The organism is Fundicoccus ignavus, assembly GCF_009659375.1.
GTDB lineage: Bacteria > Bacillota > Bacilli > Lactobacillales > Aerococcaceae > Fundicoccus > Fundicoccus ignavus.
The window spans coordinates 1-25134 of the sequence record NZ_WJQT01000021.1 but is presented as its reverse complement, the minus strand read 5'-3'; the positions used below and the strand labels follow the sequence as shown (position 1 = coordinate 25134).

Below are 25134 nucleotides of genomic sequence, written 5' to 3'. Positions count from 1 at the left end.
AGAGAATAGGTGAGAAGAACATGTTAGAGAGTTTATCAATTGAAAATTTTGCAATTATTGATCGTGTGAGTATTGATTTTTCTAGTGGTATGACTGTTTTATCTGGTGAAACAGGTGCAGGGAAATCTATTATCATTGATGCCTTAGGGATTCTATGTGGTGGTCGCGGCTCTACCGAATTTATTCGGACAGGAGAACAACGTCTTTTAGTTGAAGGATTATTTACCTTCAACACAGTGCCAGAAGGACTCTTAATAGCTTTTCAACAATTTGGTTTGGACGTAGATCAAGAATCCGCACTTACTGAAGGACTTATTATTCGCCGAGAAATTCATGCTTCAGGTAAAAATCTGATACGTATTAATGGGCAATTGGCAAATGTAACTTTATTAAAGGATATTGGAAGTTATTTGGTGGATATCCATGGACAAAATGAACATCAAGCTTTATTGGATAATCAGCAACATTTAAACTTATTAGACCAATATGCTACTAAAAAATTGGAGCCAGTTAAAAAACGCTATCAAACAGCCTATGAAACGTATCGCGAGTTGCGTCAAGCTTGGTTAAAAGCACAAAGGACTGAAACTGAGCAAGCACAAAGGGTCAGTTTCCTTGAGTTTCAAATAGCTGAAATCGAAGAAGCTGAGTTAGTGCTAGCTGAAGATGAACAATTAGAAAAACTAAGCATAAAGTTACAAGGTGCTCAGAAGATAGCCTCCAATATTGCGAGTATAAATCAGTTATTCAGTGATTCAGATACTAGTCTATTAACTCAAACGGATCAAATTATGAGATTATTAATAGAAATTCAAAGTTATGATGAAATTTACCCCGAATTACTAAAACGGTTAGAGAGTACTTACTATGATTTGCAAGAAATTGCTCATCAGCTGGCAGCATCCGAATTGAATTTAGAAACAGATGATCAGTCAATTGATGAGATTGAAAGTCGTTTGAGTCAGCTTGGGCAATTGAAACGTAAATATAATATGTCGATTGAAGAAATACTTATTTACTTTGATGAGATTTCAGAGGAAGTTTATCAAATTAAACATCGTGAACAATATTTGGATGACTTAGCTAAGCGATTAGTGTTGGCATATGAAAAAGCTAAAGCGCTAGCAGATCAATTACATGCGATTAGACAAGAGAATGCGACCGCATTGATTGGTCAAATAGAAGCTGAATTGGTCGATTTGTATATGGAAAATAGTCGCTTTGATGTTCAGTTTAAGCAAAAAATGAAAGACAATGCGTTTGTTGACATTAATGAACAATTAATTAATCAGCAAACAATTGTATCGCTAGATGAAACAGGCTATGATCAAGTAGAATTTTTTGTCGCAACTAACGTTGGAGAAAGTTTAAAACCACTAGTTAAGGTTGCGAGTGGTGGAGAATTATCGCGTTTTATGTTAGCCTTGAAAGCTGTTTTTGGGCAAGCAGAACTTGCTAAAGTCATGGTTTTTGATGAGATTGATACAGGAGTATCAGGACGAGTGGCTCAAGCAATTGCTGAGAAAATTCACCAAATTAGTTTGCGTCATCAAGTCCTATGCATCACTCATTTAGCTCAAGTTGCCGCCATTGCAGAAAATCAATTGTATATATCTAAAGCAGTAACAGGTGAAAGAACTTCAACTCGTGTTGAAAGTTTAAACCTAGATGATCGTAGTGAAGTTATTGCACAAATGATGTCTGGGAAAGTATTAACTCAAACGTCATTACAATTAGCCAAAGAACTCTTACAAGATTATCAAAGCAATCGTTAAATTGATGTTGTTATTAGTCACTAATAAAGGAGCTTTCTTTTGATGAAAATTTATGCCCATCGTGGAAATAAATCTGAATATCCTGAAAATAGTCTAGCGGCTTTTCAATCGGCTGTAGAATTAGGTGTAGAGGGTATCGAATTAGATGTACATTTGTCTAAAGACAATGAAATGGTTGTGATTCATGATGAAACACTCGACCGTACTACTAACAAATCAGGTGAAGTTCAAACACTAACACTTGCTGAATTGAAGCAAGCAAACTTATTGAATGTTGATGGCAGTGTTAGTGAGGAGCTTCTGCCGACTTTAGCTGAAGTTTTAAATTTATTAGATGAGTTGACATTTACAGGTGATTTAAATATTGAATTAAAAACAGATCAAAATGAGTATCAAGGCATTGAAAAACTAGTGAAGGAATTGATTGAAAGCAAGCCAAGAAGTTATCCAATCATTTATTCAAGTTTTAATTGGCATACGATTAATCGTATGAAAAAATTAGAACCGCAAGCTGAATTGGCATTGTTATTTGCTCAACCCTTAATGACATATCAACATTTAATTCCAGAAATAGCGCCACATGGGTTACACATTGATTTTAGATTAGTAGCACAATTAGAATCAGCTTATCAGGGTGATTTGCCATTACGACTCTGGACTGTAAATGATTTAGCTGATATTCGGAATTGGTTATTGAATGAAGAAAGAAATATAGAAGTAATCATGACGGATTACCCACGACAAGCACTTGCTTTGCGAAGTGAGTTAGCGTCAAATTAGTTAGGAGAATTTTAGTGAGTGATTTAGTCGAAATACCCTTGCTTGTTATTGGAGGTCCGACTGCCGTTGGTAAAACTGAGATGAGTATTCATCTGGCGAAAACATTTAATGGTGAAATTATTAATGGTGATAGTATGCAAGTGTATAAACACCTTGATATTGGGACCGGGAAGATTACAGTTGAAGAGATGAATGGCGTTCCACATCACTTGTTAGATATTCTTGAAGTGACTGAAGAATATGATGCTAGTCGTTTTAAAGCGGAAGCAACTCAATTAATTCAGGAAATTTGGAATAGAGGAAAACTGCCAATAGTGGTTGGCGGAACCGGACTTTATCTTGAAGGTTTACTATATGATTTAGAATTTGGTGGCCGAGCTAGTAGCAATCCCATGATACGTCAGTCGTTCGAAAACAAAGCAATCGAATTAGGTGAAGAGGTTTTATGGGAAGAATTAAATTCCTTAGATCCAGCCGCAGCTGCTAAGATACCTGCACAAAATGTACGTCGTACAATTAGAGCCTTAGAAGTTATTCATGTTACGGGAGAATTATTCTCTGCTCAACAGAGTCATAATGAACAGCAATCTGTCTTTAATGAATCTGTCTTGATATTAGATCGCCCTAGAGCTGAATTATATGATAGAATAAACAGAAGAGTTGCCATGATGGCTGAACAAGGGTTGGAAGCTGAAGCTAAGCAATTATTTGATATCGCTCAAGGAGATAGAATCCCTAGTATGAAGGGAATTGGCTATAAAGAATGGTGGCCATATTTTGCTGGGGATATTAGTAAAGAGAGTGTGATTGAAACGATTCAATTAAATTCTCGTCGATATGCCAAAAGACAATTAACTTGGTTTAGAAATCGCTTAAAAGCAGTGAATTGGCTAGATAACTCGGATGAACAACTAGCTATTGAAAAAGCAGTCGCAATTGTCAAACAACATCTTATAAAAATTGAAAAGGATTAGGTGAATTAATTATATGATAGAAGTTGAGAGTAGTCCCGAGCGAGTCATGCTCGTCGGGGTGCAAACACAAAAGTATTCAGACGAGCATTTCGCATCGTTGATGAAAGAACTTTCGTCACTAACTGAAACCGCAGGTGGTGAACCTGTAAAAATAATGACACAGAAATTAACGCGTTTAGATACTAGAACTGCTGTTGGTAGTGGGAAACTAGAGGAAATTAAAGCTCAAGTCGAAGTTGAAGAAATTGATTTAGTTATTTTCTTTAATGAACTTACGCCCAGCATGAATCGTCATATCGAAGAAGGTTTAGAAGTTAGGGTAATTGACCGTGTTCAATTAATTTTGGATATTTTTGCTTTACGAGCAAATAGTCGTGAAGGTAAATTGCAAGTTGAATTGGCTCAATATGAATTTCTTTTACCAAGAATGCATGGACAAGGTAAGTATTTGTCACGTCTGGGTGGAGGAATAGGAACGCGTGGTCCTGGTGAAACAAAGTTAGAAACAGATCGCCGTTATATTAGGTCTTTGATTAATAATATAAAAAAAGAGCTTGAAGATTTGGATAGTCATCGCGAACGAACACGTATTAGACGTCAGAGTGGGCGAGAGTTTAATTTGGGATTAGTCGGTTATACCAATGCTGGAAAGTCAACTTTATTAAGTCAGTTAACAGAAACTGAAACATATATTCAAGATCAATTATTTGCTACGCTAGATCCATTGACTCGCAAGTTAACGATTAATGGTCAAACAGCCTTTACTTTAACCGATACAGTTGGTTTTATTGAGGAATTACCGACACAGCTAATCCAGGCGTTTAAATCAACACTTGAGGAGATGCGTTATGTTGATTTGATGATTCATGTCGTAGATGCATCAAGTCCAGAACGAGATAGACATGAACAAACTGTTCTGTCTCTTCTGAAAGACTTAAACATGGAGCATATTCCCTTGTTAACAGTTTATAACAAATCTGATAAAATAGAGAACGGAAACTTTGAACCAACTCTGTTTCCGAATGTTTTAATTTCAGCTTATGAACCCGATGATCTTGAACGCTTAAAGCAAAAGATTTGGGAAGTAAGTTTAGAAAATTCAGAAAAATTCACGGTTGAAATTCAACCAGAAGAATCTGAATTACTCGCTTTGTATCGTCAGAAAACATTGATCGAATCAATCGATTTTAATGAAGAACATCAATTTTATATACTTACAGGTTATCGACGCCGATTAGTCGAAGATAACCGTAATGCAGGAGGTAATTAGTGTATGATTACGATGAAAGATATCGTAGAAGAAGGTCATCCTTCACTTCGCACACCAGCAGAAGCTGTTAAGTTTCCATTAGATGAAGAAACTCGTCAATTAGGAAAAGAAATGCTTCAATTTTTAATTAACAGTCAAGATAATGAATTAGCAGAAAAATATGGCTTGCGTCCAGGTGTTGGCTTGGCAGCAACTCAGTTAAATATTAACAAACAAATTTTCGCAGTTCATGTAATGGATTATGATGAAGAGGGGTATGAGACTGAACCTATTATTAGTGAAGTTATGTTTAACCCTCGCATTAAAAGTCACTCTGTTCAGCAAGTAGCTTTAAAAGAAGGGGAAGGCTGTTTATCAGTTAATCGTGAAGTGCCCGGCTTAGTTCCGCGTCCGAAAAGAATTCGTTTAGAGTATCAAGATTTCGAAGGCAATACCTACGAAATGAAATTAACAGATTACTTAGCGGTTGTGACACAACATGAATTAGATCATCTAAAAGGGATTATGTTTTATGATCATATCAACGCAGAACACCCTTGGACACCAGATAAGAATACAAAATTATTATAATTTTAAAGTTTTTCATAACAACTAGTTGACAGACTTATTAGTTATGTTGTATACTAATGAAGTTGTTATGAAACAAGTCATAGTAGCTCAGCTGGATAGAGCATTCGCCTTCTAAGCGAACGGTCGCAGGTTCGAATCCTGCCTGTGACGTAATTGGTACAACATGACCTTTTCTCTTTGTAAAAATAGAAAAGGTCTTTTTTGTCCAAAAATAGATTATTTCTGAATGTTTGTATCATCTCGAATCATTATAAACTAAAAGATGGAAGGTTAAATCGTGAGAAAAAAAGTTCTTAGATTTCAATTTACGAGTTGGATATTATTGTTAACAGCATCTGCAGGCTTCCTCAACGCCATAACTCTTATGCAATTTGCGATGCCAAGTTCACATCACACGGGAAATTTAACCAATAGTATGATTCGCTTAATAGAAGGCGATTTTAGCGGTTTTCTTCAAATAATTATGCTTCTCTTGTCTTACTTAATCGGAACTGTGATAAGTGGCTTTCTTTTCCCAGATCAGCAATTTAAACTGAAACGCCGTTATGGTTGGATTGAAATTATCATTAGCCTTCTAATTGTATTTGGTAGCATTTATATAAAACACTCAAATTGGTACTTGCTTGAAACGACAATGGTACTCGGTCTACAAAATGGTATGTTTGTGTATTATAAGGGGATTATAGTGCGAACGACTCATATGACTGGAAATCTAACAGACACTGGTTTAGCAATTGGCCGAGCATTAGCTGGTCGCCATTCAGAGTTGTGGAAAGCTCGTTTTCAGCTAATTAATTTAAGTTGCTTTTTATTAGGCGGTTTGTTAAGCACCTCAATACTTTTCTATACCGATCTAAACATTTGGCAAGCAGCTAGCAGTATATATATGTTTACAGGACTTTTATACTTTTTGTTATATCATCATTTTAACTATTTAGTTTCACAAAGAAATGAAAGTGCTAGTGATGATAAAAATTTATTTGACTATATAAATATCTAATAAACGAAAATTTGTAAGATATTTTTTAACATTAAATAACGACAAAAAAAGTCTATCGATAAATCGATAGACTTTTTTGTGAATTGCACAATTAATTAAATGAAATTATTTTTGAGCACGACGTTGGTAAGCACCATCAGCTGTACTAACTTCTAAAGCTTCGCCAACTTCGATAAAGTCAGGAACGTTTACTACTAAGCCAGTTTGCATTGTAGCTGGTTTACCAGAACCAGTAACTGTTGCACCTTTAATAGATGGTTGCGTTTCAACAACAGTTAATGTAACTGAACCTGGTAGTTCAACACCAATTACTTCGTGACCGAAGAATTGAATTTTAACTTCCATGTTTTCTAATAAGTATAACATTTCGTTTTCAATTGATTCAGTAGGAATCTCATATTGTTCGTATGTCTCTAAGTCCATAAAGAACGCAGTATCATCCATAGAATATAAGAATTGAACAGACTTAGAATCTAAGAAAGCACGTTCAAAGCTTTCGTTAGGTCTGAATGTAGTTTCGTAAGTCCCACCACTACGAACATCACGAAGTTTCATACGCATTACTGTGTTACCTTTACCTGGTTTGTGGTGACTAGCTTCAAGTACTTTAATTAATTTACCGTCTTGAACAAAAGTCATACCTGCTTTTAAATCTGAAGCATTAATCATTAATATTTCTCCTTTATTTCGAAATTTACTCAACCATTATATCACAAATATTCGAACTGACTATCATTGCTGAGATAAATGTTATGAAAAAGATAGATTCACCTTGTAAAAACTATTCCAAAATATTAAATGAGAGAATTTTAATTTTAATTAAATTATGTTATAATCCTTAAGTGAAAGAAAAAACATTAAAAAATTCCGGCTATATTTATAGTAGGAAAAATTTAATGTACACAACTAGGTATAAGGGGAGTGAAGAAAATGACAGAAAAACGATATACTCAAGAGGTGTTTGATAAATTAGAGGGCCTTTATCCGCATGAAGGTGAATTTTTACAAGCTGTGAAAGAATTTTTAGATGCAATTGAACCAGTGATTGAGGCTCATCCAGAGTATCGTCAACAAGCAGTATTAGAAAGAATTACTGAACCTGAACGAATTATCTCTTTCCGTGTACCATGGGTGGATGATAGTGGACAAGTTCAAGTTAACCGTGCTTACCGTGTACAATTCAGTTCGTTAACAGGGCCTTATAAAGGTGGGTTACGTTTTCATCCAAGTGTTAACCAAAGCATTCTAAAATTCTTAGGTTTTGAACAAATCTTTAAGAATAGTTTAACTGGCTTGCCAATTGGAGGCGGAAAGGGTGGTTCAGATTTTAATCCAAAAGGAAAATCTGAACAAGAAGTGATGCGTTTCTGTCAAAGTTTTATGACAGAGTTATCACGTTATGTTGGTCCAGACTTAGATGTGCCTGCTGGTGATATCGGTGTGGGAGCGCGTGAAATTGGCTATTTATTAGGACAATATAAACGTCTAAAAGGACCTGAAGCTGGCGTTTTAACGGGTAAACCAATTCCAGCTGGAGGAAGTTTAGGAAGAACAGAAGCGACAGGGTTCGGCTTAGTTTATTTCTTAAATGAAATGTTATCACAAGTTGAAACTGAGTTAGCTGGGAAACGAGTAATTGTTTCTGGTTCCGGCAATGTTGCCTATTATGCTGCTCGCAAAGTAGAAGCATTTGGTGGTGTTGTTGTATCGATGAGCGATTCAAACAGTGCAATCTATGATGCAAATGGTATTGATTTAGATACAATCTACGAATTAAAAGTGGCTGGTCGTGAAAGAATTGCGAAATATATTGAAACTCATCCTGAAGCAACTCTTTACAATGGATCTGTGTGGGACATGGAAATTGAAGCTGATGTTGCATTACCATGTGCAACTCAAAATGAAATTAACGCAAGTCAAGCTGAGAAATTAGTAGCTAACGGCGTGAAATTTGTAGCTGAAGGGGCAAATATGCCAAGTGATTCAGGTGCAGTTAAAGTTTACAAAAAGAATAAAGTTTACTACGGACCAGGAAAAGCGGCTAATGCTGGTGGAGTGGCGGTATCTGCTTTAGAAATGAGCCAAAACTCAATGAGACAAAGATGGAGCCAAGAACAAGTGGATGGAATGCTTCAAGATATCATGAAGAATATTTTCCAAAGTTGTTTAGGAGCATGTCAAACATATGACTTAGGTTTAGACTATGCTTCAGGAGCCGATATCGCATCTTTTGAAAATATGGTAGAATTAATGTTAATTCATGGTGTTGTTTAAATTTAAAACGACGAGTATTGGTATTGCACTAACAGTATGTTGCTGTTAGTGTTTTTTTTATTTTAAATTTATGCTATACGGTTACATTGTTGCTGTTATCTAAGTTTTAACTAGCTTTATAAATCCTTAATAATTGTTTTAGTTGACAAAAAAGTAAGGCTATAATAAACTTTGAACATCAAATAGTTTGATAATCAAAACATTATTTTGGAAAGAGGTGACGTTTTTGGAATTTGAGACCATCAATGAGATAAATGAATACTTAGTAATGATTTTCAATGAAATTTTGTTGATTGAAGAAGACGCTCTGAAACAAAGTGAGTTTTCGGATTTGACAATTAAAGAGATGCATACGATTGAAGCAATTGGTTTAAGCGGAAATCTGAGTTCTTCGGAGGTGGCTAAAAAGTTGAGCGTTACAGTGGGAACATTATCTGTATCGGTTCAAAACTTAGTTAAAAAGGGCTATGTTGAGAGAGTACGACTGCCTGAAGATCGAAGAGTGGTCAATTTACGTTTAACAAAACGTGGAAAATTGTTGTATCGTCTTCATCGGAAATTCCATCTCAATATGGTCAACCAAACTTTATCTGGGTTAAATGATGGTGAAGCTTTAGCTCTGCAAAAGGGTTTAAAGAATTTGCATACATTCCTAGATGAAATAAAAACCAAAACGAAATAAAAGGAAGATATCATGAGTAAACTTATTGCGACAGGATCTTACTTGCCAGAACAACTTCTGACAAATGATCAGTTAATTGAAAAATTCCAGATTGATTCAAGTCATGAATGGATTGAACAAAGGTCAGGAATCACGCAACGACACTTTGCGTACGACGATGAAACAACAGCTGATATCGCAACGAAAGCTGCTGAGAATTTACTTGCAAAAGTAGATTCAGGGATCGTCCAAGAAATTAAATTGATCATCGTTGCGACAATGTCAGCCAACGGGCCAACGCCTTCAGTTGCGAATCAAGTTCAAGCAGCTTTAGGAATTAAGGGCGCTTGGGGCTTTGATGTAAGTGGAGCATGTAGCGGTTTCGTGATGGCACTGGATATTGCAGAGCAAATGTCTCGTAGTAAAACTGACGGCTATACCTTAGTAATTGGCGCTGAAAAGATGAGTCAAATTTTAGACTTTTCTGATCGCAGTACATCTGTATTATTTGGTGATGGTGCGGGAGCTGTTCTTATCAAACATGATGGACAAGGCTTACCTGATTATCAAAGTGAATTACATGCAATGGAAGACGAAAAACTTTCTATTGCTGTTAATCCAAATGCTGATGGTCGAAATGTTATGAGTATGTTAGGACGAGACGTGTTTAACTTTGTAAATCGAACAGTTGTCAAATCTCTTGGAAACTTTATTTCAGAGAATGTTGAAGATTATGATTATTTGGTTTCACATCAAGCGAATCAACGTCTGTTAGATATTATAGCTAAAAAGCTAAAAATATCGGAGGATAAAATCCCATCTAATATAGCCAAAGTGGCAAATCTGTCGGCTGGTAGTATACCTGTTTTACTAGATAATCTAGTAGAGACGAATGAAATTAGATTGAATGGTTCTCAAAAAATCGTCATGTGTGGATTTGGCGGCGGCTTAGCTTGGGGTAATATTAGCGTTACATTATAAAAAAAAAAAGAATCTTTGGAGGAAAATTATTATGGTATTCGAGAAAGTAAAAGAAATTATTGTGGATCAATTAGGTATTGAAGAAAGTGAAGTAGCTTTAGCAACTGATTTTGAAAATGATTTAAAAGCTGACAGTTTAGATGTATTCCAAATTATCAGTGAAATTGAAGATGAATTAGACATCACAATCGATACTGACCAAAACTTAAAAACTGTAGAAGACTTAGTTAAATATATTGAAAGTCTTGAAGCTTAATTAAAAAAAGGAAGATAAAAATGAAAACAGCGATCACAGAATTATTAAATATTGAGTATCCAATCATCCAAGGTGCGATGGCATGGGTAGCAGATGCAGATTTAGCCAGCGCTGTTTCAAATGCGGGAGGACTCGGAGTTATTGGTACTGGACATGATTCAGTAGATATTGTTCAACGAAAAGTCGAAGATATGCAAAGCAAGACAGATAAACCGTTTGCGGTTAATGTTATGCTTTTGAATCCCCATGTTGAAGAAGTGGTAGACTATTTAATTGCATCAGGTATTAAAATCATTACAACAGGTGCTGGTAATCCTGGTAAGTATATGACGCGCTTCAAAGAAGCGGGAATCAGTGTGATTCCAGTTGTTGCTTCAGTTGCATTAGCTAAAAGAATGGAACGAATTGGTGCCACAGCAGTTGTAATTGAGGGGATGGAAGCAGGAGGACATATCGGTAAATTAACGACCTTAACGCTACTTCCTCAAGTTGTGGACGCTGTTTCTATTCCTGTTATAGCAGCCGGAGGTTTTGGAGATGGACGTTCTTTAGCAGCCGCTTTAATGTTGGGTGCTCAGGCAATTCAAGTCGGAACACGTTTTGTTGTATCGAACGAATCTAACGCTCACCAAAACTTTAAACAAGCAATTTTAAATGCAAGTGATATTGATACAGTCATTACTGGTCAAATCAATGGGCATCCGGTTCGAGTATTACGTAATAAACTGACAACTCAATACTTACAAATTGAGAAGGAAGAAACAGGCAAAGAAAATCCAAACTTTGATAAGATGGAAGAACTTGCTAAGGGAGCCCTAAGACGCGCAGTTGTTGAAGGGGATACAGAATCAGGTTCAATGATGGCTGGGCAAATTGCTGGCCTAATTAAGAAAGAAGAATCTGTTCAAGAAATTATTTTAGACTATGTAAATTCAGCTAAAGCTGTATACAAAGAGCGTCAATCATTTTTTGATAACTAAGCAATTATTTTATTATTATTTTGATATAAGAAGGGGCAATCAATGAAACTTGCAATTATTTTTAATGGTCAAGGTGCTCATTACGAAGGAATGGGCTTAGATTTTCAAGCAGCTTATACTGAGGCCAAAACAGAATTTGATACAGCTGAAACTGTTACAGATGGTATGCAGATTCGTCAATGGATTGAATCTGATTTAGATCAATTTAAAGCGACTCGTAATGCTCAAGTTGCGATTACAGCAACAAGTCTAGCCATTTTTAATAGTATTGCCCCAACTCTTCCAGCCATTAGTTTTATGGCTGGTTTAAGTTTAGGGGAATATACCGCATTAATGGCAAGTGGTATGCTTTCTAAAACAGAAGGTTATCAATTGTTAAAAGAACGTGGAGAGATTATGTCTCAACATTGTGAACAGTTAGCTAGCTCTACACCTGTTCAAATGTTAGCAGTAATGAATATGCCATTTGATCAGATCGAGAGTCTAGTTAATGAAATAAATATAGAACACCCAGAGTTATACATTGCTAATATTAACTCGAATCAACAAGTTATTATTGCAGGAACGGAAACAACAACTCAAGTGTTTAAAGAACGGGCAAAAGAGCTAGGTTATAAAAAGACAATGCCTTTAAAAGTGGAAGGACCATTTCATAGTCCTTTGATGTCTGGAACGCAAGCAGCATTTGCAACGGCTTTAGAGAAAGTTACATTTACTCAAGCTGAGATTCCGGTCATTAGTAACACAACGGTTACACCACATAATTTAGCAACGATTAATGAGTTATTAGTTCGTCATCTCGTTGAACCAGTAAAATGGCGACAAACAATTGATTTCTTAACAGAACAAGGCGTTACACATTTAATCCAAATTGGGCCAGGAAAAACCTTAGCGCAGTTATTAAAACGTGAGAAAAATGCACCAGCTTGTTTAGTAATCGATAAAGTAGAAGACGTAGCGGATATTCAACCGTTTCTTAATGGAGGAGAAAACGAATGAGTTTAACAGTATTAATTACAGGTAGTTCTCGTGGGATTGGTTTAGGCGTTGCTAAGCATTTAGCGAGTCAAGGACACAATGTCATTTTGAACAGCCGTAAAGAAATTGATGAAAGTATTCTAAAAGAATTTGAAGAATATGGTGTTAAAGTGGGTACAGCAATTGGTAATATTAGTGATTTTAATGTTGCTAAAGAACTAATTGATGCAGCCAAGGCAGAGTTTGGACAAATTGATGTATTAATTAACAATGCAGGGATTACGCGTGATGGATTAATGATGCGTATGAGCGAAGAAGATTTTAATTCAGTTATTCAAACTAACTTAAACGGTACATTTAATATGTGTCGTCACATTACACCAATTATGTTGAAACAAAAATCTGGTACCATTATTAACTTATCAAGTATTGTCGGTGTTATGGGTAATGCTGGACAAGTTAATTATGCTGCAAGTAAGGCCGGTGTGATTGGTTTGACTAAAGCTTTAGCGCGTGAATTATCTTCACGAGCGATTACAGTTAATGCGATTGCCCCAGGTTTTATTGAGACCGATATGACCGATCAACTTAGCGACCGGGTGAAAGATTCAATGTTAACTCAAATTCCTTTAAAACGCTTTGGTCAAGTAGAAGAGATAGCTCAAACAGTTGATTTCTTAATTAATAATCGTTATATCACGGGTCAAGTGATTGAAGTAAACGGTGGAATGAATATGTAGCTTAATCGCTACTACTAGTAAAAGGTTGAGGAGGCCAATTATGAAAAGAGTAGTAATTACGGGGATGGGAACAGTATCACCAATTGGTAATAATGTTGAAGATTTCTGGGGAAATTTAAGAGATGGAAATACAGGAGTTGCGCCAATTACACGTTTTGATGCAAGTCAAACTGGGGTTTCAGTAGCTGCTGAAGTAAAAGATTTTGATCCTACTTTAACGATGGATCGTAAAGAATACAAACGTATGGATTTATTCTCACAATATGGAGTTGCTGCTTCTGTTGAAGCGCATAAAATGAGTGGCTATGATATTGAAGCGAACGCTCACCGTGTAGGTGTATTAGTTAGTTCAGGGATTGGCGGCTTAGTAGAGATTGAGAATGGTATTCGCAAGATGATTTCTAAAGGACCTAAACGTGTTCCGCCATTATTTGTACCATTAACAATTGGTAATATGGGCGCTGGAAATATTTCAATGAAACTTGGAGCTAAAGGCGTTAGTTTAGATATCGTGACTGCGTGTGCAAGTGCGACCAACTCAATTGGTGAAGCGTTCTTGAAAATTCAAGCCGGCTTATTAGATGCAGCTTTTGCAGGTGGAGCCGAAGGGACAATCAACGAAATTGGTATTGCAGGCTTTGCGGCTTTAACGGCTTTATCTACAAATGAAGATCCTAAAACGGCTTCTCGTCCATTTGATAAAGATCGTGATGGTTTTGTTATGGGTGAAGGTGCTGGTGTTGTCTTCTTGGAGTCTTTAGAATCCGCACAAGCTCGTGGCGCTAATATTCTAGCTGAGGTTGTTGGCTATGGTACAAACTCAGATGCATATCACATGACTGCACCTAGTCCTGATGGTAGTGGAGCAGGTGAAGCAATGAAATCTGCCATTTCAATGGCTGGAATTGAGCCGGAACAGGTAGACTACATTAATGCTCATGGAACGAGTACACCAACGAATGACTCTGGTGAGACAGTTGCAATTAAGTATGCGTTGGGAGACCATGCGAAGAAAGTTGCGATTTCTAGCTCGAAAGGTCACTTTGGACATTTGCTGGGAGCTGCTGGTGGTGTTGAAGCAATTGCATGTGTTAAAGCATTGCAAGAAGGTTTCGTGCCTGCAACTTTAGGTTTAGAGAATGTTGACCCATCATGTGATTTAGATTATGTTCCAGGTGAAGGTCGCCAACAAGAATTAAATTACGTTTTATCAAATTCATTAGGATTTGGTGGACATAATGCGGTTCTATGCTTTAAACGTTGGGATGGTGCTTAATTTTGCAATTTGAAGAATTATTGAAATTAATAGATCGTTTAGAAACTTCAAGTATTCGTTATGTAGATTACAGTCATGCGGGAGACCATGTTGTCTTATCAAAAGAAGCCTTAAACACTTCAGCAACTGCTGTAAATCCGACTAATGTAATTGGTCAAGCTGAAGCTCCTACTAACATGTATGTTCTCGAAAATGAAACTAAAACAGTTCCAAGTGAAGTATTAACTAAAACAGAGGTTGAAACATCGGAAACTACATCTGTAGAGGTTGAGGGCGAAGCAGTATTATCACCGATGGTAGGTGTTGCATACTTGCAAGCTAATCCAGACGCAGCTCCGTTCGTACAAGTGGGCGATACAGTTAAACAAGGTGACGTAATAGTTTTAATCGAAGCGATGAAGTTAATGAATGAAATTCAAGCACCTAAATCAGGTGTTATTACTGAAATTTTAGTAGATAACGAAGCGGTCGTAGAATTTAATCAACCGTTAATTCGAATTAAATAGTTTAATCTAGGAGGATTTAATCAATGAATATTTTATCAGCACAAGAAATTATGGATATTATTCCAAACAGATACCCAATTTTCTTTATCGATGCAGTCGATGAATTAATTCCAGGTGAAAAAGTAGTATGTCGTAAAAACGTTACAATTAATGAAGAAGTTTTCCAAGGACACTTCCCAGGTGAGCCAGTTTTCCCTGGTGTTTTAATTGTTGAAGCACTAGCTCAAGCAGGCTCAATTCCTTTGTTAAAAATGGATGGGTTTGAAGGTAAAACAGCTTATTTAGGTGGTTTAAATAAAGTGAAGTTCCGTCAAAAAGTTAAACCTGGCGATGTATTAAGATTACAAGTAGATATTGTTAAATTAAAAAGTAATGCAGGGATTGGGTACGGCCAAGCCTTTGTCGGCGACAAAAAAGTTTGTGAAGCCGAAATGACCTTTATTATTGGTGCCAAATAAAATGTTTAACAAAGTTCTGGTAGCTAATCGAGGGGAGATTGCCGTACGTGTTATCCGTGCATTAAGAGAGTTGAATATTACATCTGTTGCAGTCTATAGTGAAGCTGATCGTAATGCGCTTCACACTGAGCTAGCCGATGAAGCAATCTGTATTGGGCCCGCAAAGAGTTTAGACTCATATGCGAATCCAGTGGCAGTATTATCAGCTGCGCTAGTGACTGGTGCTGATGCTATTCACCCTGGTTACGGTTTTCTTTCAGAACGTAGTGACTTTGCGTCAATGTGCGAAGAATTAGGGATTAAGTTTATTGGTCCTAAAAGCTGGATTATTAATGATATGGGAAATAAGCAAAATGCTCGTGAAACGATGAAGGCTGCTGGCGTTCCAATCACACCAGGTAGTGAAGGCTTAGTGGAATCTCTGGAAGAAGCGAAGAAAATCGCATCTGAAATAGGCTATCCATTAATGGTTAAAGCTGCTGATGGTGGTGGCGGGAAAGGTATGCGAAGAGTTGAAAATGCTGAAATGCTTGAGCCGATGTTTAAACAAGCTCAGCAAGAAACGCAATCAGTTTATGGCAATCAGCACCTATATATTGAAAGAATCATTTACCCGGCTAAGCATATTGAAGTGCAATTATTAGGTGATGAACATGGAAATGTTGTACACTTAGGTGAACGTGATTGTTCATTGCAAAGAAATAACCAGAAAGTAATTGAAATTGCACCAGCACAATCACTTACTGAAGATGTGCGCAATGCATTATGTTCAACAGCGGTTAAAGCTGCTTCTGCAATTGGATATACTAATGCTGGTACCATTGAGTTTTTAGTAGATGATCAAAATAATTTTTACTTTATGGAAATGAATACTCGTTTACAAGTTGAACATCCAATTACGGAAATGATTACTGGGATTGACATTGTGAAAGAACAAATTCGTATCGCAATGGGACAAGCCTTATCATTTAAACAAGAAGATGTTGAATTTTCTGGAGTTGCCATTGAGTGTCGCTTAAACGCTGAAGATCCTAAAAATAATTTTAGACCTTCAAGTGGTTATATTGATCGCTTAATTATGCCGTCGGGTGGTATGGGCTTGAGAATTGAAAGTGCGATTTATCCTCGTTATACGTTGCCACCTTTCTATGATTCAATGATTGCAAAAATTATTGTTCATCGTCCAACACGTGAAAAAGCTTTCACATTATTAAATCGTGCTTTAGTTGAAGTTGTGGTTGAAGGCTTAGAAACTAACGTTGAATTACTTGAAGAATTAGCTTTCCATCCTGATGTACAGGCTGATCGAACGCATACTAAGTGGTTGGAAGAGATATTTATGCCAGAATGGCTAGATACGTTGAATGAAGAAATGGACGAAATATCAAACAAAGAGGTAACAGAGGAGGGATAATATGGCTTTATTTCGTAAGAAAAAAACAATTCGATTAAATCCCGAATTGCCAACAAAATCCGTCCCTAAAAGAACAGATATTCCGGATAACCTAATCGAACGTTGTCCGAAATGTCGTAAAGTGATTTTTCAAACACAATTACCAACCAATCATTGTTGTCCACATTGTCAGAACCATTTACAGTTTCCAGCTGAAAAGAGAATTGCTTGGCTGACTGACGACAATAGCTTTATTGAGTGGGATAAAGAATTAGGATTAGCTGATCCTCTTGAATTCCCTGGATATGAAGCAAAATTGGAAGCTGCACAAGAACTAACCGGACTCAAGGAAGCTGTATTAACTGGTCAAGCGACACTAAATCAAATACCTTTTGCAATTGGTGTGATGGATAGTCGTTTTGTCATGGCTAGTATGGGGACTGTAGTAGGTGAAAAACTCGTTAGATTGTTTGAACAAGCTACTGAAAAATCATTATCTGTTGTCTTGTATATTGCTTCTGGTGGTGCTCGAATGCAAGAGGGAATTCTATCTCTAATGCAGATGGCTAAAGTCAGTCAAGCAGTTGCGAAACATAGTGAAGCTGGATTATTCTACTGTGCTATTCTTACAAATCCTACTACTGGTGGTGTTACGGCTAGTTTTGCTATGCAAGGCGACATGATTTTAGCTGAACCCGATGCAACAGTAGGATTTGCTGGTAAACGTGTCATTGAACAAACAATCAAGGCTACGTTGCCTAAGGAGTTTCAAAAGGCTGAATCAGTACTTGAGAATGGCTTTATTGACCAAATAGTCAAAAGAGATGATCAAGTACAAATTTTGCATTTATTATTAACGATTCATCAAAAGCAAGCGTAAAGGAGTGAGAACATGCAAGCTTATCAAATCGTACAAAAAGCGCGTGAAATCTCACGACCTTCTACTATTGAAGTAATCGATTATTTATGTACCGATTTTATTGAATGCCATGGCGACCGTTTAATGGCGGATGATGCTGCAATCGTTGGAGGTGTTGGCTTGTTCAACAATCAACCGATTACTGTTGTAGGGATTCAAAAAGGTAATAACACGAAAGAAAATATTCGTCGTAACTTTGGTTCCGCAGGACCAGCAGGCTATCGTAAAGCTCAACGTTTAATGAAGCAGGCAGAGAAATTTAATCGACCTGTCTTAACATTGATTAATACAGCAGGCGCTTATGCAGCGCCAGAATCTGAAGATTATGGGATCGGAGAAGCGATTGCAAGTAGTTTGTTATTAATGAGTGAATTAAAAGTTCCGACTATCGCCATTATTTTAGGTGAAGGTGGTAGTGGTGGAGCCATTGCATTGGCATTATCTGATCGAGTATGGATGCTAGAGAATAGTATTTATTCGATTCTTTCACCAGAAGGCTTTGCGTCAATATTATGGAAAGATTCTAAACTTGCGTCACAAGCAGCGGATGTTATGAAATTAACAGCAGCGGAACTTTTAGAAATGAAAGTAATTGACCAAATTATTCCAGAATCACATAATGGTAAAGCTCTTTCAAAAGATGCCATTTTAGCTGAGATAGATCGAAATGTTAGAAAAACATTTGAAGAATTAAATCAACTTTCAATTGAAGAGTTACTTCAAGCTAGACACGAACGATTTAGAAAATATTAGAAAAAAAACCGCCATGGCGGTTTTTTTCGCATTAATGAGTATTCTGGAATGATAGGTTTTAGGAGGGATTATATGTTCTCAATTCGTCAAGTGGAATTAACGGACTATATTGCGATACATGAGCTTAATTGTCAAGAAATGGGGTATGAGTTTCCATTACACTCTACAAAAGTAAAAATAAACGCATTGATGGCCAACAGTTCTAATCAAATTTTTGTAGCAATTATGAATGAAATGGTCGTGGGTTATATTCATGCTAATGACTATGACACATTGTATGCACCCCATATGAAAAATATTATGGGAATTGCTGTAAATGCTGACTACAAGCGGCAAGGGATTGGAAAAGCTTTGCTTCAGGCAGTTGAAACATGGGCAATGGACTCAGGAGCAACTGGCGTTAGACTCGTATCAGGTAGCACTAGGAAAGAAGCACACATTTTTTATCGGCACTGTGGCTATACGGGAGATAAACTGCAGTTGAATTTATGCAAGAAGATAATTTGAGGTAATGGGTGTTTTTGCCTAGCAGGGGAGCTAAGAAGGAAGGTGAAATGATCTCTTTATTGAGAAGCTATTTCACAAACCATCTCAAAAGAGGATTGTTGGTGATGAGTTTATAAATAATGAAAAGATTAGTCTCTGAATTATAAATGAATCAAAACAGAAAATATAATTCGAGGAACAGCATAAAATCAAAGCGTTTTTTCAAATGAATAACGGTCGTTATAAAATCTACAAAAATTTTTGGTAATTATACATTAAACATGGTAATCACGAATAAAAACTAACAAAATATTATTGTAAAAATATTCACAAGAGAATAGTAGTTGTTTACATAAAATCAAACATTTGGTATTAAATCTATAAAACCTCTAGGGATATTAGTACAGTTTTTAATATGTGCCATAACAGTTGAAAGTGTGAAAAATAGCATAAAACGTGCAAAATACGATAAAAACAAAGAAAAAACTGTTTCTTATTTTTGCATGCTAATTTTTCACATACTTTGGTTTAATCAATTGAAAAACGCTATCACAACGCTTGGGGCTTGCATTTTGAAGTCATAGGTGGTAAATTAATAGGTGTAAGAGTAATGAAACAGTTTCTACGGCTGTGTATTACTAACAACAATTTTAGAGAGGAATGTGTATAGGATGGCAGAAAAGAAAGCAAATGTTAAAATCGAAGATTTATTAAATCCACAAAACTTTGATTTTAGCACAGTACAAGTATTAGATGAGAACGGGACTATCGTTAATCCAGATTTAATGCCAGATTTATCAGACGAAGAATTAGTTAAATTGATGGAGGATATGGTGTGGGCGCGTGAATTATTCAACCGTTCAACTGCATTAGCTCGTCAAGGTCGTTTAGGATTCTACGCTCCAACAGCTGGTCAAGAAGCATCGCAAATTGGTTCAATTTCAGTAACAACTGAGGATGACTTTATTTTACCTGGTTACCGTGATATTCCACAATTAATCAAACATGGTTTACCATTATCTAAAGCTTTCTTATGGTCTAAAGGACACGTTGAAGGTAACAATTATCCAGAATCATTACGTGCTTATCCGCCTCAAATTATCATCGGTGCACAATATGTTCAAGCAGCTGGAGTAGCTGTAGGGATTAAGAAAAATGGTCGTAAAGCAATTGCGATGACTTGGACTGGAGACGGTGGATCTTCACAAGGTGACTTCTATGAAGGTATTAACTACGCTGGAGCTTATAAAGCACCTGCAGTATTCTATATCCAAAACAACGGTTGGGCAATTTCAACACCACGTGAATTACAAACTGCTGCAGCTACATTAGCTCAAAAAGCAGTAGCAGCTGGAATTCCAGGTATCGTTGTAGATGGTATGGATATTTTAGCAGTTTATGCTGTATCTAAAGCAGCTCGCGACTTTGCAATCGCTGGAAATGGACCGGTTTTAATTGAAACATTATGTTATCGTTTCGGTGCTCACTCATTATCAGGGGATGATCCAAAACGTTACCAACCAGATGGAATCCAAGACGAATGGCAAGCAAAAGACCCATTAATTCGTTACCGTAAATTCTTAACTGACAAAGGCTTATGGTCTCCAGAAAAAGAAGAAGAAGTAATCGAACGTACTAAAGAAGAGTCTAAAGCAGCGATTAAAGAAGCTGACCAAGCTCCAAAACAAAAAGTTTCTCAATTCTTAAGAAATATGTATGAAACACCTGACTATGTTACACAAGAACAAATTAACAAATACGAAGCAAAGGAGAATAAATAATCATGGCTCAAAAAACAATGATTGAGGCTATCACAGAAGCGTTAGCCACTGAATTACGTAATGATGACCGTACTTTAATCTTTGGGGAAGACGTTGGTAAAAACGGTGGAGTTTTCCGTGCGACTCAAGGATTACAAGATGAATTCGGTGAAGACCGCGTTTTCAACACTCCTTTAGCTGAGTCTGGTATTGGTGGTATGGCAATTGGTTTAGCCTTAGAAGGCTTCCGCCCAATCCCAGAAATCCAATTCTTTGGATTTGTCTTTGAAGTAATGGATTCGATTGTAGCACAAGCGGCTCGTACACGTTACCGTATGGGAAATACGCGCAATATTCCAATTACAATTCGTTCACCATTTGGTGGTGGTGTACATACACCCGAATTACACGCGGATTCATTAGAAGGATTAATTGCACAATCACCAGGTATTAAAGTGGTTATTCCATCGAATCCTTACGACGCAAAAGGTTTATTAATTTCTGCTATTCGTGACAATGACCCAGTTGTCTTTTTAGAACATATGAAATTATACCGTTCATTCCGTGAGGAAGTGCCAGAAGAAGAATATACAATTCCTTTAGGAAAAGCTAACGTTGTTCGTGAAGGTACAGATGCTACTGTAATTACTTACGGTGCTATGGTACAAGAATCAGTTAAAGCTGCTGAAGTATTGGCAGAAGAAGGCGTGTCTGTAGAAGTTATTGACTTACGTACAGTTCAACCTTTAGATATTGAAACAATTACAGCATCAGTTGAAAAAACTGGACGTGTAGTAGTTGTACAAGAAGCACAACGTCAAGCTGGTGTTGGATCTAAAGTAATCGCTGAAATTTCTGAAAGATCAGTTCTTTCATTGGTTGCACCAATTGGTTTTGTAGCTTCACCAGATACTGTATTCCCATTTGGTCAAGCAGAAAAAGATTGGTTACCAAACGCTGAAGATATTGCAGACAAGATTCGCGAACTAAAAGAATTCTAATTTAATTGACTTTAAATAGATGGCCCTTTAAAAGGGCTGTCTTTTAAAGGCTTGTTAGACTAGCGATATAACTTATAAGAGCTAAGAGAAAAGGAGCAAACATAATATGGCATTCAAATTCAAATTACCTGCCTTAGGTGAAGGAATTATGGAAGGCGAAATCGTATCTTGGGCAGTAGCTGAAGGCGATGAAGTTAAAGAAGACGACACATTAGTTGAAATCCAAAACGATAAATCAGTAGAAGAATTACCATCACCAGTAAATGGTAAAGTAGTGAAAATTCACGTAGCAGCAGGTGAAGTAGCACAATTAGGTCAAGTGATTATTGAAATCGACGCACCTGGCTACGAAGACGATTCAGCAGAAGAGGCTGCACCAGCGACACCAGCAGCAGCTCCGGCAGGTGCACCAGCACAAACTGCGGCTCCAACAGGTTCGACAAGTAGTTACTTCCAATTCAAATTACCAGCTTTAGGTGAAGGAATTATGGAAGGTGAAGTCGTATCTTGGGCTGTAGCTGAAGGTGACGAAGTTAAAGAGGATGACACATTAGTTGAAATCCAAAATGATAAATCAGTAGAAGAATTACCATCACCAGTCGATGGTAAAGTTGTGAAAATCCATGTACAAGCTGGAGAAGTTGCAACATTAGGTCAAGTAATCATTGAAATTGATGCGCCTGGACACAATGGACCAGCAGCAGCAGTAGAATCTACACCAGCATCACCTACAGCTGTTGAAGGATCAGTACCAGCTACAGCATCAGCACCTGTGGTAGCAGCTGATCCTAATAGACGTGTATTAGCAATGCCATCAGTACGTAAATTAGCGCGTGAAAAAGGAATCGACATTACATCAGTAAACGGAACTGGTAAAAATGGACGTATTACTGCAGATGACGTGAATAACTTTAACGGCTCAGCAGTTGCAGCGCCAGCACCAGTAGCTGAAGAAACAGCGACAGTTGCTTCAACACCAGCAGCGGCAGCAGCTCCGGCAGCTAAAGCGGCACCAACAACACCTTATGTATCACAACGTGGTGAAGCAGAAACTCGTGAACCAATGACAGGAATGCGTAAAGCAATTTCTAAAGCAATGGTTAACTCTAAACATACTGCGCCTCATGTAACTCACTTTGATGAAATCGAAGTAACTAAATTATGGAACCACCGTAAGAAATTTAAAGATATTGCATCAGAACGCGATACTAAATTAACATTCTTACCTTATGCAGTTAAAGCTTTAATCGCTGCCGTTAAGAAATACCCAATCTTGAATGCTTCATTAGATGATGCTACTCAAGAAGTTGTTTATAAAAACTATTACAACATCGGTATTGCAACAGATACTGATCGTGGTTTATATGTACCAAACATCAAAGATGCTAATACTAAGAGCATGTTTGACATCGCGGATGAAATTACTGACTTAGCAGCTAAAGCGCATGACGGTAAATTATCTGCAGGTGATATGGGACAAGGAACTATTACAATTTCTAACATCGGATCTGCAGGTGGTAAATGGTTTACTCCAATTATCAATCATCCAGAGGTAGCTATTTTAGGATTTGGTTCAATCGTTCAACAACCAATTGTTAACGAAGAAGGCGAATTAGCGGTAGGCCGTGTCATTAAGTTATCACTTTCTTATGACCACCGTGTAATTGATGGAGCAACAGCTCAGAAAGCTATGAACGAAATTAAGAAATATTTAGCTGATCCAGAATTGTTATTAATGGAAGGATAAGGTGAGACATAAATGGTAGTAGGAGATTTAGCACTAGACTTAGAAACAGTCGTAGTTGGTTCAGGCCCTGGTGGATATGTAGCAGCGATTCGTGCAGCTCAACTAGGTCAAAAAGTAGCCATTATCGAAAAAGAATACATCGGAGGCGTTTGTTTAAACGTAGGATGTATCCCTTCTAAGGCTTTAATTAACGCAGGACATGTTTACCACAGTGCTTTGACAGGAGACCAATTTGGTATTACTGCAAGCGATGTGAAAATTGATTTTGCTAAAACACAAGAATGGAAAGATACACAAGTAGTTAACAAATTAACGAGTGGTATTGAGTACTTATTGAAAAAGAATAAAGTTGAAATTATCCGCGGAGAAGCTTTCTTCATTGATGAATCTTCATTAAGAGTTATGGAAGAAGACGGTCCAGGACAAACTTATAACTTTAAGAACGCGATTGTAGCTACTGGATCACGCCCAATTGAAATTAAAGGTTTCAAATTTGGTCAACGTATCATTAACTCTACTGGCGCATTAAATTTAAAAGAAATTCCTAAAGAAATGGTTGTAATCGGTGGAGGTTACATCGGCTCTGAATTAGCAGGCGCGTTTGCTAACTTAGGAACTAAATTAACGATTCTTGAAGGATCTTCTCAAATTATCCCAACGTTTGAAAAAGACATGGTTAAACTAGTTGAGAAAGAATTCAAGAGCAAAGGCGTAGACATTGTAACAAATGCAATGGCTAAAAACGCTGAAGTTAATGGCGATCGTGTAACTGTTACATATGAAGTAGACGGAAAAGAAAATAAAATCGAATCTGACTACGTTTTAGTAACAGTAGGACGCCGTCCAAACACTGATGAGCTTGGTTTAGAAGTTGCTGGTGTGGAAATGACTGACCGCGGTATGGTAGTTGTTGACAATCAAGGACGTACTAACAAAAAGAACATCTTTGCAATTGGTGATATCGTTGCAGGTGCTGCACTTGCTCATAAAGCAAGCTACGAAGGTAAAGTAGCTGCAGAAGCAATTGCTGGGCAACCTTCAGTGATTGACTATGTAGCTATGCCAGCGGTATGTTTTACAGACCCTGAATTAGCATCTGTTGGACACACTAAAGCATCAGCTAAAGAAGCTGGCTTAAGTGTTAATGTATCTAAGTTCCCATTCTCAGGAAACGGACGTGCGTTATCATTAGGTCAAGCCGAAGGATTTGTACGTTTAGTAACGACAAAAGAAGATAATGTTATCGTAGGGGCACAAGTTGCTGGACCAAGCGCTTCAGATGTACTTGCAGAGTTAACATTAGCTGTTGAAGGTGGATTAAATGCGGAAGATATTGCATTAACTATTCACTCTCATCCATCATTGGCAGAAACAATTATGGATACAGCTGAATTAGTGTTGGGCCACCCGATTCATATTTAAGACTTAAACTTAATAACGAAACGTCTTGCATCATGTGTGCAAGACGTTTTTTTTATGTTTTCGAAAACCCCTGGCTATGCCGGGGGTTCCGGAGAGCTTCCAGCGTGGGGACAAAAACACCTCCTTTTATGCTAGAATATGGCTGGTTTCCCGACCGCCACATTCATGTTAAAA

General features: G+C 37.2%; 25 protein-coding genes and 1 tRNA gene. 25 read left to right on the top strand and 1 reads right to left on the bottom strand.

Annotated features, from left to right (window positions below; all coding sequences use genetic code 11):
• Nucleotides 1–20: 20 nt before the first annotated feature.
• From recN to GF867_RS11245, 7 genes are all read left to right on the top strand, one after another.
• Nucleotides 21–1775 (top strand): DNA repair protein RecN, encoded by a 1755-nt coding sequence (gene recN / locus GF867_RS11275; RefSeq protein ID WP_153833209.1) that lies wholly within the window; start codon nucleotides 21–23, stop codon nucleotides 1773–1775.
• Between the two features lie 42 nt (nucleotides 1776–1817).
• Entirely contained in the window at nucleotides 1818–2555 is a 738-nt protein-coding gene (locus tag GF867_RS11270; RefSeq protein ID WP_253940817.1) for a glycerophosphodiester phosphodiesterase, read from the top strand.
• A 14-nt stretch (nucleotides 2556–2569) separates the two neighbouring features.
• On the top strand, nucleotides 2570–3529 hold the full coding sequence (gene miaA, locus GF867_RS11265; RefSeq protein WP_366927824.1) for a tRNA (adenosine(37)-N6)-dimethylallyltransferase MiaA: 960 nt from the start codon (nucleotides 2570–2572) through the stop codon (nucleotides 3527–3529).
• Between the two features lie 13 nt (nucleotides 3530–3542).
• A complete protein-coding gene (hflX, locus tag GF867_RS11260) occupies nucleotides 3543–4799 on the top strand; it encodes a GTPase HflX (protein WP_153833207.1) in 1257 nt (418 codons plus the stop codon).
• A 3-nt stretch (nucleotides 4800–4802) separates the two neighbouring features.
• Nucleotides 4803–5369, top strand: a complete 567-nt coding sequence (gene def, locus GF867_RS11255; RefSeq protein WP_153833206.1) for a peptide deformylase — start codon at nucleotides 4803–4805, stop codon at nucleotides 5367–5369.
• A 76-nt stretch (nucleotides 5370–5445) separates the two neighbouring features.
• Nucleotides 5446–5519 (top strand) — tRNA-Arg (locus tag GF867_RS11250).
• A 127-nt stretch (nucleotides 5520–5646) separates the two neighbouring features.
• Entirely contained in the window at nucleotides 5647–6369 is a 723-nt protein-coding gene (locus tag GF867_RS11245; RefSeq protein ID WP_366927823.1) for a YoaK family protein, read from the top strand.
• Between the two features lie 105 nt (nucleotides 6370–6474).
• On the opposite strand, the gene efp is transcribed toward GF867_RS11245, so the two are convergent.
• Nucleotides 6475–7038 (bottom strand): elongation factor P, encoded by a 564-nt coding sequence (gene efp, locus GF867_RS11240; protein WP_153833205.1) that lies wholly within the window; start codon nucleotides 7036–7038, stop codon nucleotides 6475–6477.
• A 261-nt stretch (nucleotides 7039–7299) separates the two neighbouring features.
• Between efp and gdhA the strand changes: the two genes are divergently transcribed.
• The 18 genes from gdhA to lpdA all read left to right on the top strand — a co-directional run bounded on the left by gdhA (nucleotide 7300) and on the right by lpdA (nucleotide 24960).
• Nucleotides 7300–8643, top strand: coding sequence for an NADP-specific glutamate dehydrogenase (gene gdhA / locus GF867_RS11235; protein WP_153833204.1), 1344 nt, complete (start codon nucleotides 7300–7302; stop codon nucleotides 8641–8643).
• A 226-nt stretch (nucleotides 8644–8869) separates the two neighbouring features.
• Entirely contained in the window at nucleotides 8870–9325 is a 456-nt protein-coding gene (gene fabT, locus GF867_RS11230) for a fatty acid biosynthesis transcriptional regulator FabT (RefSeq protein ID WP_436718605.1), read from the top strand.
• Between the two features lie 12 nt (nucleotides 9326–9337).
• On the top strand, nucleotides 9338–10285 hold the full coding sequence (locus GF867_RS11225) for a beta-ketoacyl-ACP synthase 3 (RefSeq protein WP_153833203.1): 948 nt from the start codon (nucleotides 9338–9340) through the stop codon (nucleotides 10283–10285).
• 31 nt (nucleotides 10286–10316) lie between these two features.
• Nucleotides 10317–10541, top strand: coding sequence for an acyl carrier protein (locus GF867_RS11220; protein WP_153833202.1), 225 nt, complete (start codon nucleotides 10317–10319; stop codon nucleotides 10539–10541).
• Nucleotides 10541–11521 (top strand): enoyl-[acyl-carrier-protein] reductase FabK, encoded by a 981-nt coding sequence (gene fabK, locus GF867_RS11215; protein WP_366927826.1) that lies wholly within the window; start codon nucleotides 10541–10543, stop codon nucleotides 11519–11521. Before GF867_RS11220 ends, fabK begins: the two co-directional genes overlap by 1 nt.
• A 42-nt stretch (nucleotides 11522–11563) precedes the next feature.
• Nucleotides 11564–12520 (top strand): ACP S-malonyltransferase, encoded by a 957-nt coding sequence (locus GF867_RS11210; RefSeq protein WP_153833200.1) that lies wholly within the window; start codon nucleotides 11564–11566, stop codon nucleotides 12518–12520.
• A complete protein-coding gene (gene fabG / locus GF867_RS11205) occupies nucleotides 12517–13239 on the top strand; it encodes a 3-oxoacyl-[acyl-carrier-protein] reductase (RefSeq protein ID WP_153833199.1) in 723 nt (240 codons plus the stop codon). Before GF867_RS11210 ends, fabG begins: the two co-directional genes overlap by 4 nt.
• Nucleotides 13240–13279: 40 nt before the next feature.
• Nucleotides 13280–14515, top strand: a complete 1236-nt coding sequence (gene fabF / locus GF867_RS11200; RefSeq protein WP_153833198.1) for a beta-ketoacyl-ACP synthase II — start codon at nucleotides 13280–13282, stop codon at nucleotides 14513–14515.
• A gap of 2 nt (nucleotides 14516–14517) precedes the next feature.
• Nucleotides 14518–15021 carry an acetyl-CoA carboxylase biotin carboxyl carrier protein gene (accB, locus tag GF867_RS11195; RefSeq protein ID WP_253940814.1) on the top strand — a complete coding sequence of 168 codons (504 nt, stop codon included), beginning with the start codon at nucleotides 14518–14520 and terminating at the stop codon, nucleotides 15019–15021.
• A gap of 23 nt (nucleotides 15022–15044) precedes the next feature.
• On the top strand, nucleotides 15045–15479 hold the full coding sequence (fabZ, locus tag GF867_RS11190; RefSeq protein ID WP_153833197.1) for a 3-hydroxyacyl-ACP dehydratase FabZ: 435 nt from the start codon (nucleotides 15045–15047) through the stop codon (nucleotides 15477–15479).
• A 1-nt stretch (nucleotide 15480) separates the two neighbouring features.
• On the top strand, nucleotides 15481–16893 hold the full coding sequence (gene accC, locus GF867_RS11185) for an acetyl-CoA carboxylase biotin carboxylase subunit (RefSeq protein ID WP_153833196.1): 1413 nt from the start codon (nucleotides 15481–15483) through the stop codon (nucleotides 16891–16893).
• A 1-nt stretch (nucleotide 16894) separates the two neighbouring features.
• Complete coding sequence (gene accD, locus GF867_RS11180; protein WP_153833195.1) at nucleotides 16895–17752, top strand: acetyl-CoA carboxylase, carboxyltransferase subunit beta; 858 nt, start codon at nucleotides 16895–16897, stop codon at nucleotides 17750–17752.
• Between the two features lie 12 nt (nucleotides 17753–17764).
• Nucleotides 17765–18544 (top strand): acetyl-CoA carboxylase carboxyl transferase subunit alpha, encoded by a 780-nt coding sequence (gene accA, locus GF867_RS11175; protein ID WP_153833194.1) that lies wholly within the window; start codon nucleotides 17765–17767, stop codon nucleotides 18542–18544.
• Between the two features lie 72 nt (nucleotides 18545–18616).
• Entirely contained in the window at nucleotides 18617–19051 is a 435-nt protein-coding gene (locus tag GF867_RS11170; protein WP_153833193.1) for a GNAT family N-acetyltransferase, read from the top strand.
• A gap of 650 nt (nucleotides 19052–19701) precedes the next feature.
• Nucleotides 19702–20811, top strand: a complete 1110-nt coding sequence (gene pdhA, locus GF867_RS11165) for a pyruvate dehydrogenase (acetyl-transferring) E1 component subunit alpha (RefSeq protein WP_153833192.1) — start codon at nucleotides 19702–19704, stop codon at nucleotides 20809–20811.
• A 2-nt stretch (nucleotides 20812–20813) separates the two neighbouring features.
• The gene (locus GF867_RS11160; protein ID WP_153833191.1) at nucleotides 20814–21791 is read left to right on the top strand and encodes an alpha-ketoacid dehydrogenase subunit beta; all 978 of its coding nucleotides are present in this window, start codon (nucleotides 20814–20816) and stop codon (nucleotides 21789–21791) included.
• A 106-nt stretch (nucleotides 21792–21897) separates the two neighbouring features.
• Nucleotides 21898–23538, top strand: coding sequence for a dihydrolipoyllysine-residue acetyltransferase (locus tag GF867_RS11155; RefSeq protein WP_153833190.1), 1641 nt, complete (start codon nucleotides 21898–21900; stop codon nucleotides 23536–23538).
• Nucleotides 23539–23550: 12 nt separating this feature from the next.
• Nucleotides 23551–24960, top strand: coding sequence for a dihydrolipoyl dehydrogenase (lpdA, locus tag GF867_RS11150; protein WP_153833189.1), 1410 nt, complete (start codon nucleotides 23551–23553; stop codon nucleotides 24958–24960).
• Nucleotides 24961–25134 lie beyond the last annotated feature (174 nt).

Bases quoted from the DNA above. Each gene is read 5' to 3' on its own strand.
- recN (WP_153833209.1), top strand. From the start codon at position 21: ATGTTAGAGAGTTTATCAATTGAAAATTTTGCAATTATTGATCGTGTG.
- GF867_RS11270 (WP_253940817.1), top strand. From the start codon at position 1,818: ATGAAAATTTATGCCCATCGTGGAAATAAATCTGAATATCCTGAAAAT.
- hflX (WP_153833207.1), top strand. From the start codon at position 3,543: ATGATAGAAGTTGAGAGTAGTCCCGAGCGAGTCATGCTCGTCGGGGTG.
- def (WP_153833206.1), top strand. From the start codon at position 4,803: ATGATTACGATGAAAGATATCGTAGAAGAAGGTCATCCTTCACTTCGC.
- efp (WP_153833205.1), bottom strand. From the start codon at position 7,038: ATGATTAATGCTTCAGATTTAAAAGCAGGTATGACTTTTGTTCAAGAC.
- gdhA (WP_153833204.1), top strand. From the start codon at position 7,300: ATGACAGAAAAACGATATACTCAAGAGGTGTTTGATAAATTAGAGGGC.
- GF867_RS11225 (WP_153833203.1), top strand. From the start codon at position 9,338: ATGAGTAAACTTATTGCGACAGGATCTTACTTGCCAGAACAACTTCTG.
- GF867_RS11220 (WP_153833202.1), top strand. From the start codon at position 10,317: ATGGTATTCGAGAAAGTAAAAGAAATTATTGTGGATCAATTAGGTATT.
- GF867_RS11210 (WP_153833200.1), top strand. From the start codon at position 11,564: ATGAAACTTGCAATTATTTTTAATGGTCAAGGTGCTCATTACGAAGGA.
- fabG (WP_153833199.1), top strand. From the start codon at position 12,517: ATGAGTTTAACAGTATTAATTACAGGTAGTTCTCGTGGGATTGGTTTA.
- fabF (WP_153833198.1), top strand. From the start codon at position 13,280: ATGAAAAGAGTAGTAATTACGGGGATGGGAACAGTATCACCAATTGGT.
- fabZ (WP_153833197.1), top strand. From the start codon at position 15,045: ATGAATATTTTATCAGCACAAGAAATTATGGATATTATTCCAAACAGA.
- accC (WP_153833196.1), top strand. From the start codon at position 15,481: ATGTTTAACAAAGTTCTGGTAGCTAATCGAGGGGAGATTGCCGTACGT.
- accD (WP_153833195.1), top strand. From the start codon at position 16,895: ATGGCTTTATTTCGTAAGAAAAAAACAATTCGATTAAATCCCGAATTG.
- accA (WP_153833194.1), top strand. From the start codon at position 17,765: ATGCAAGCTTATCAAATCGTACAAAAAGCGCGTGAAATCTCACGACCT.
- GF867_RS11170 (WP_153833193.1), top strand. From the start codon at position 18,617: ATGTTCTCAATTCGTCAAGTGGAATTAACGGACTATATTGCGATACAT.
- pdhA (WP_153833192.1), top strand. From the start codon at position 19,702: ATGGCAGAAAAGAAAGCAAATGTTAAAATCGAAGATTTATTAAATCCA.
- GF867_RS11160 (WP_153833191.1), top strand. From the start codon at position 20,814: ATGGCTCAAAAAACAATGATTGAGGCTATCACAGAAGCGTTAGCCACT.
- GF867_RS11155 (WP_153833190.1), top strand. From the start codon at position 21,898: ATGGCATTCAAATTCAAATTACCTGCCTTAGGTGAAGGAATTATGGAA.
- lpdA (WP_153833189.1), top strand. From the start codon at position 23,551: ATGGTAGTAGGAGATTTAGCACTAGACTTAGAAACAGTCGTAGTTGGT.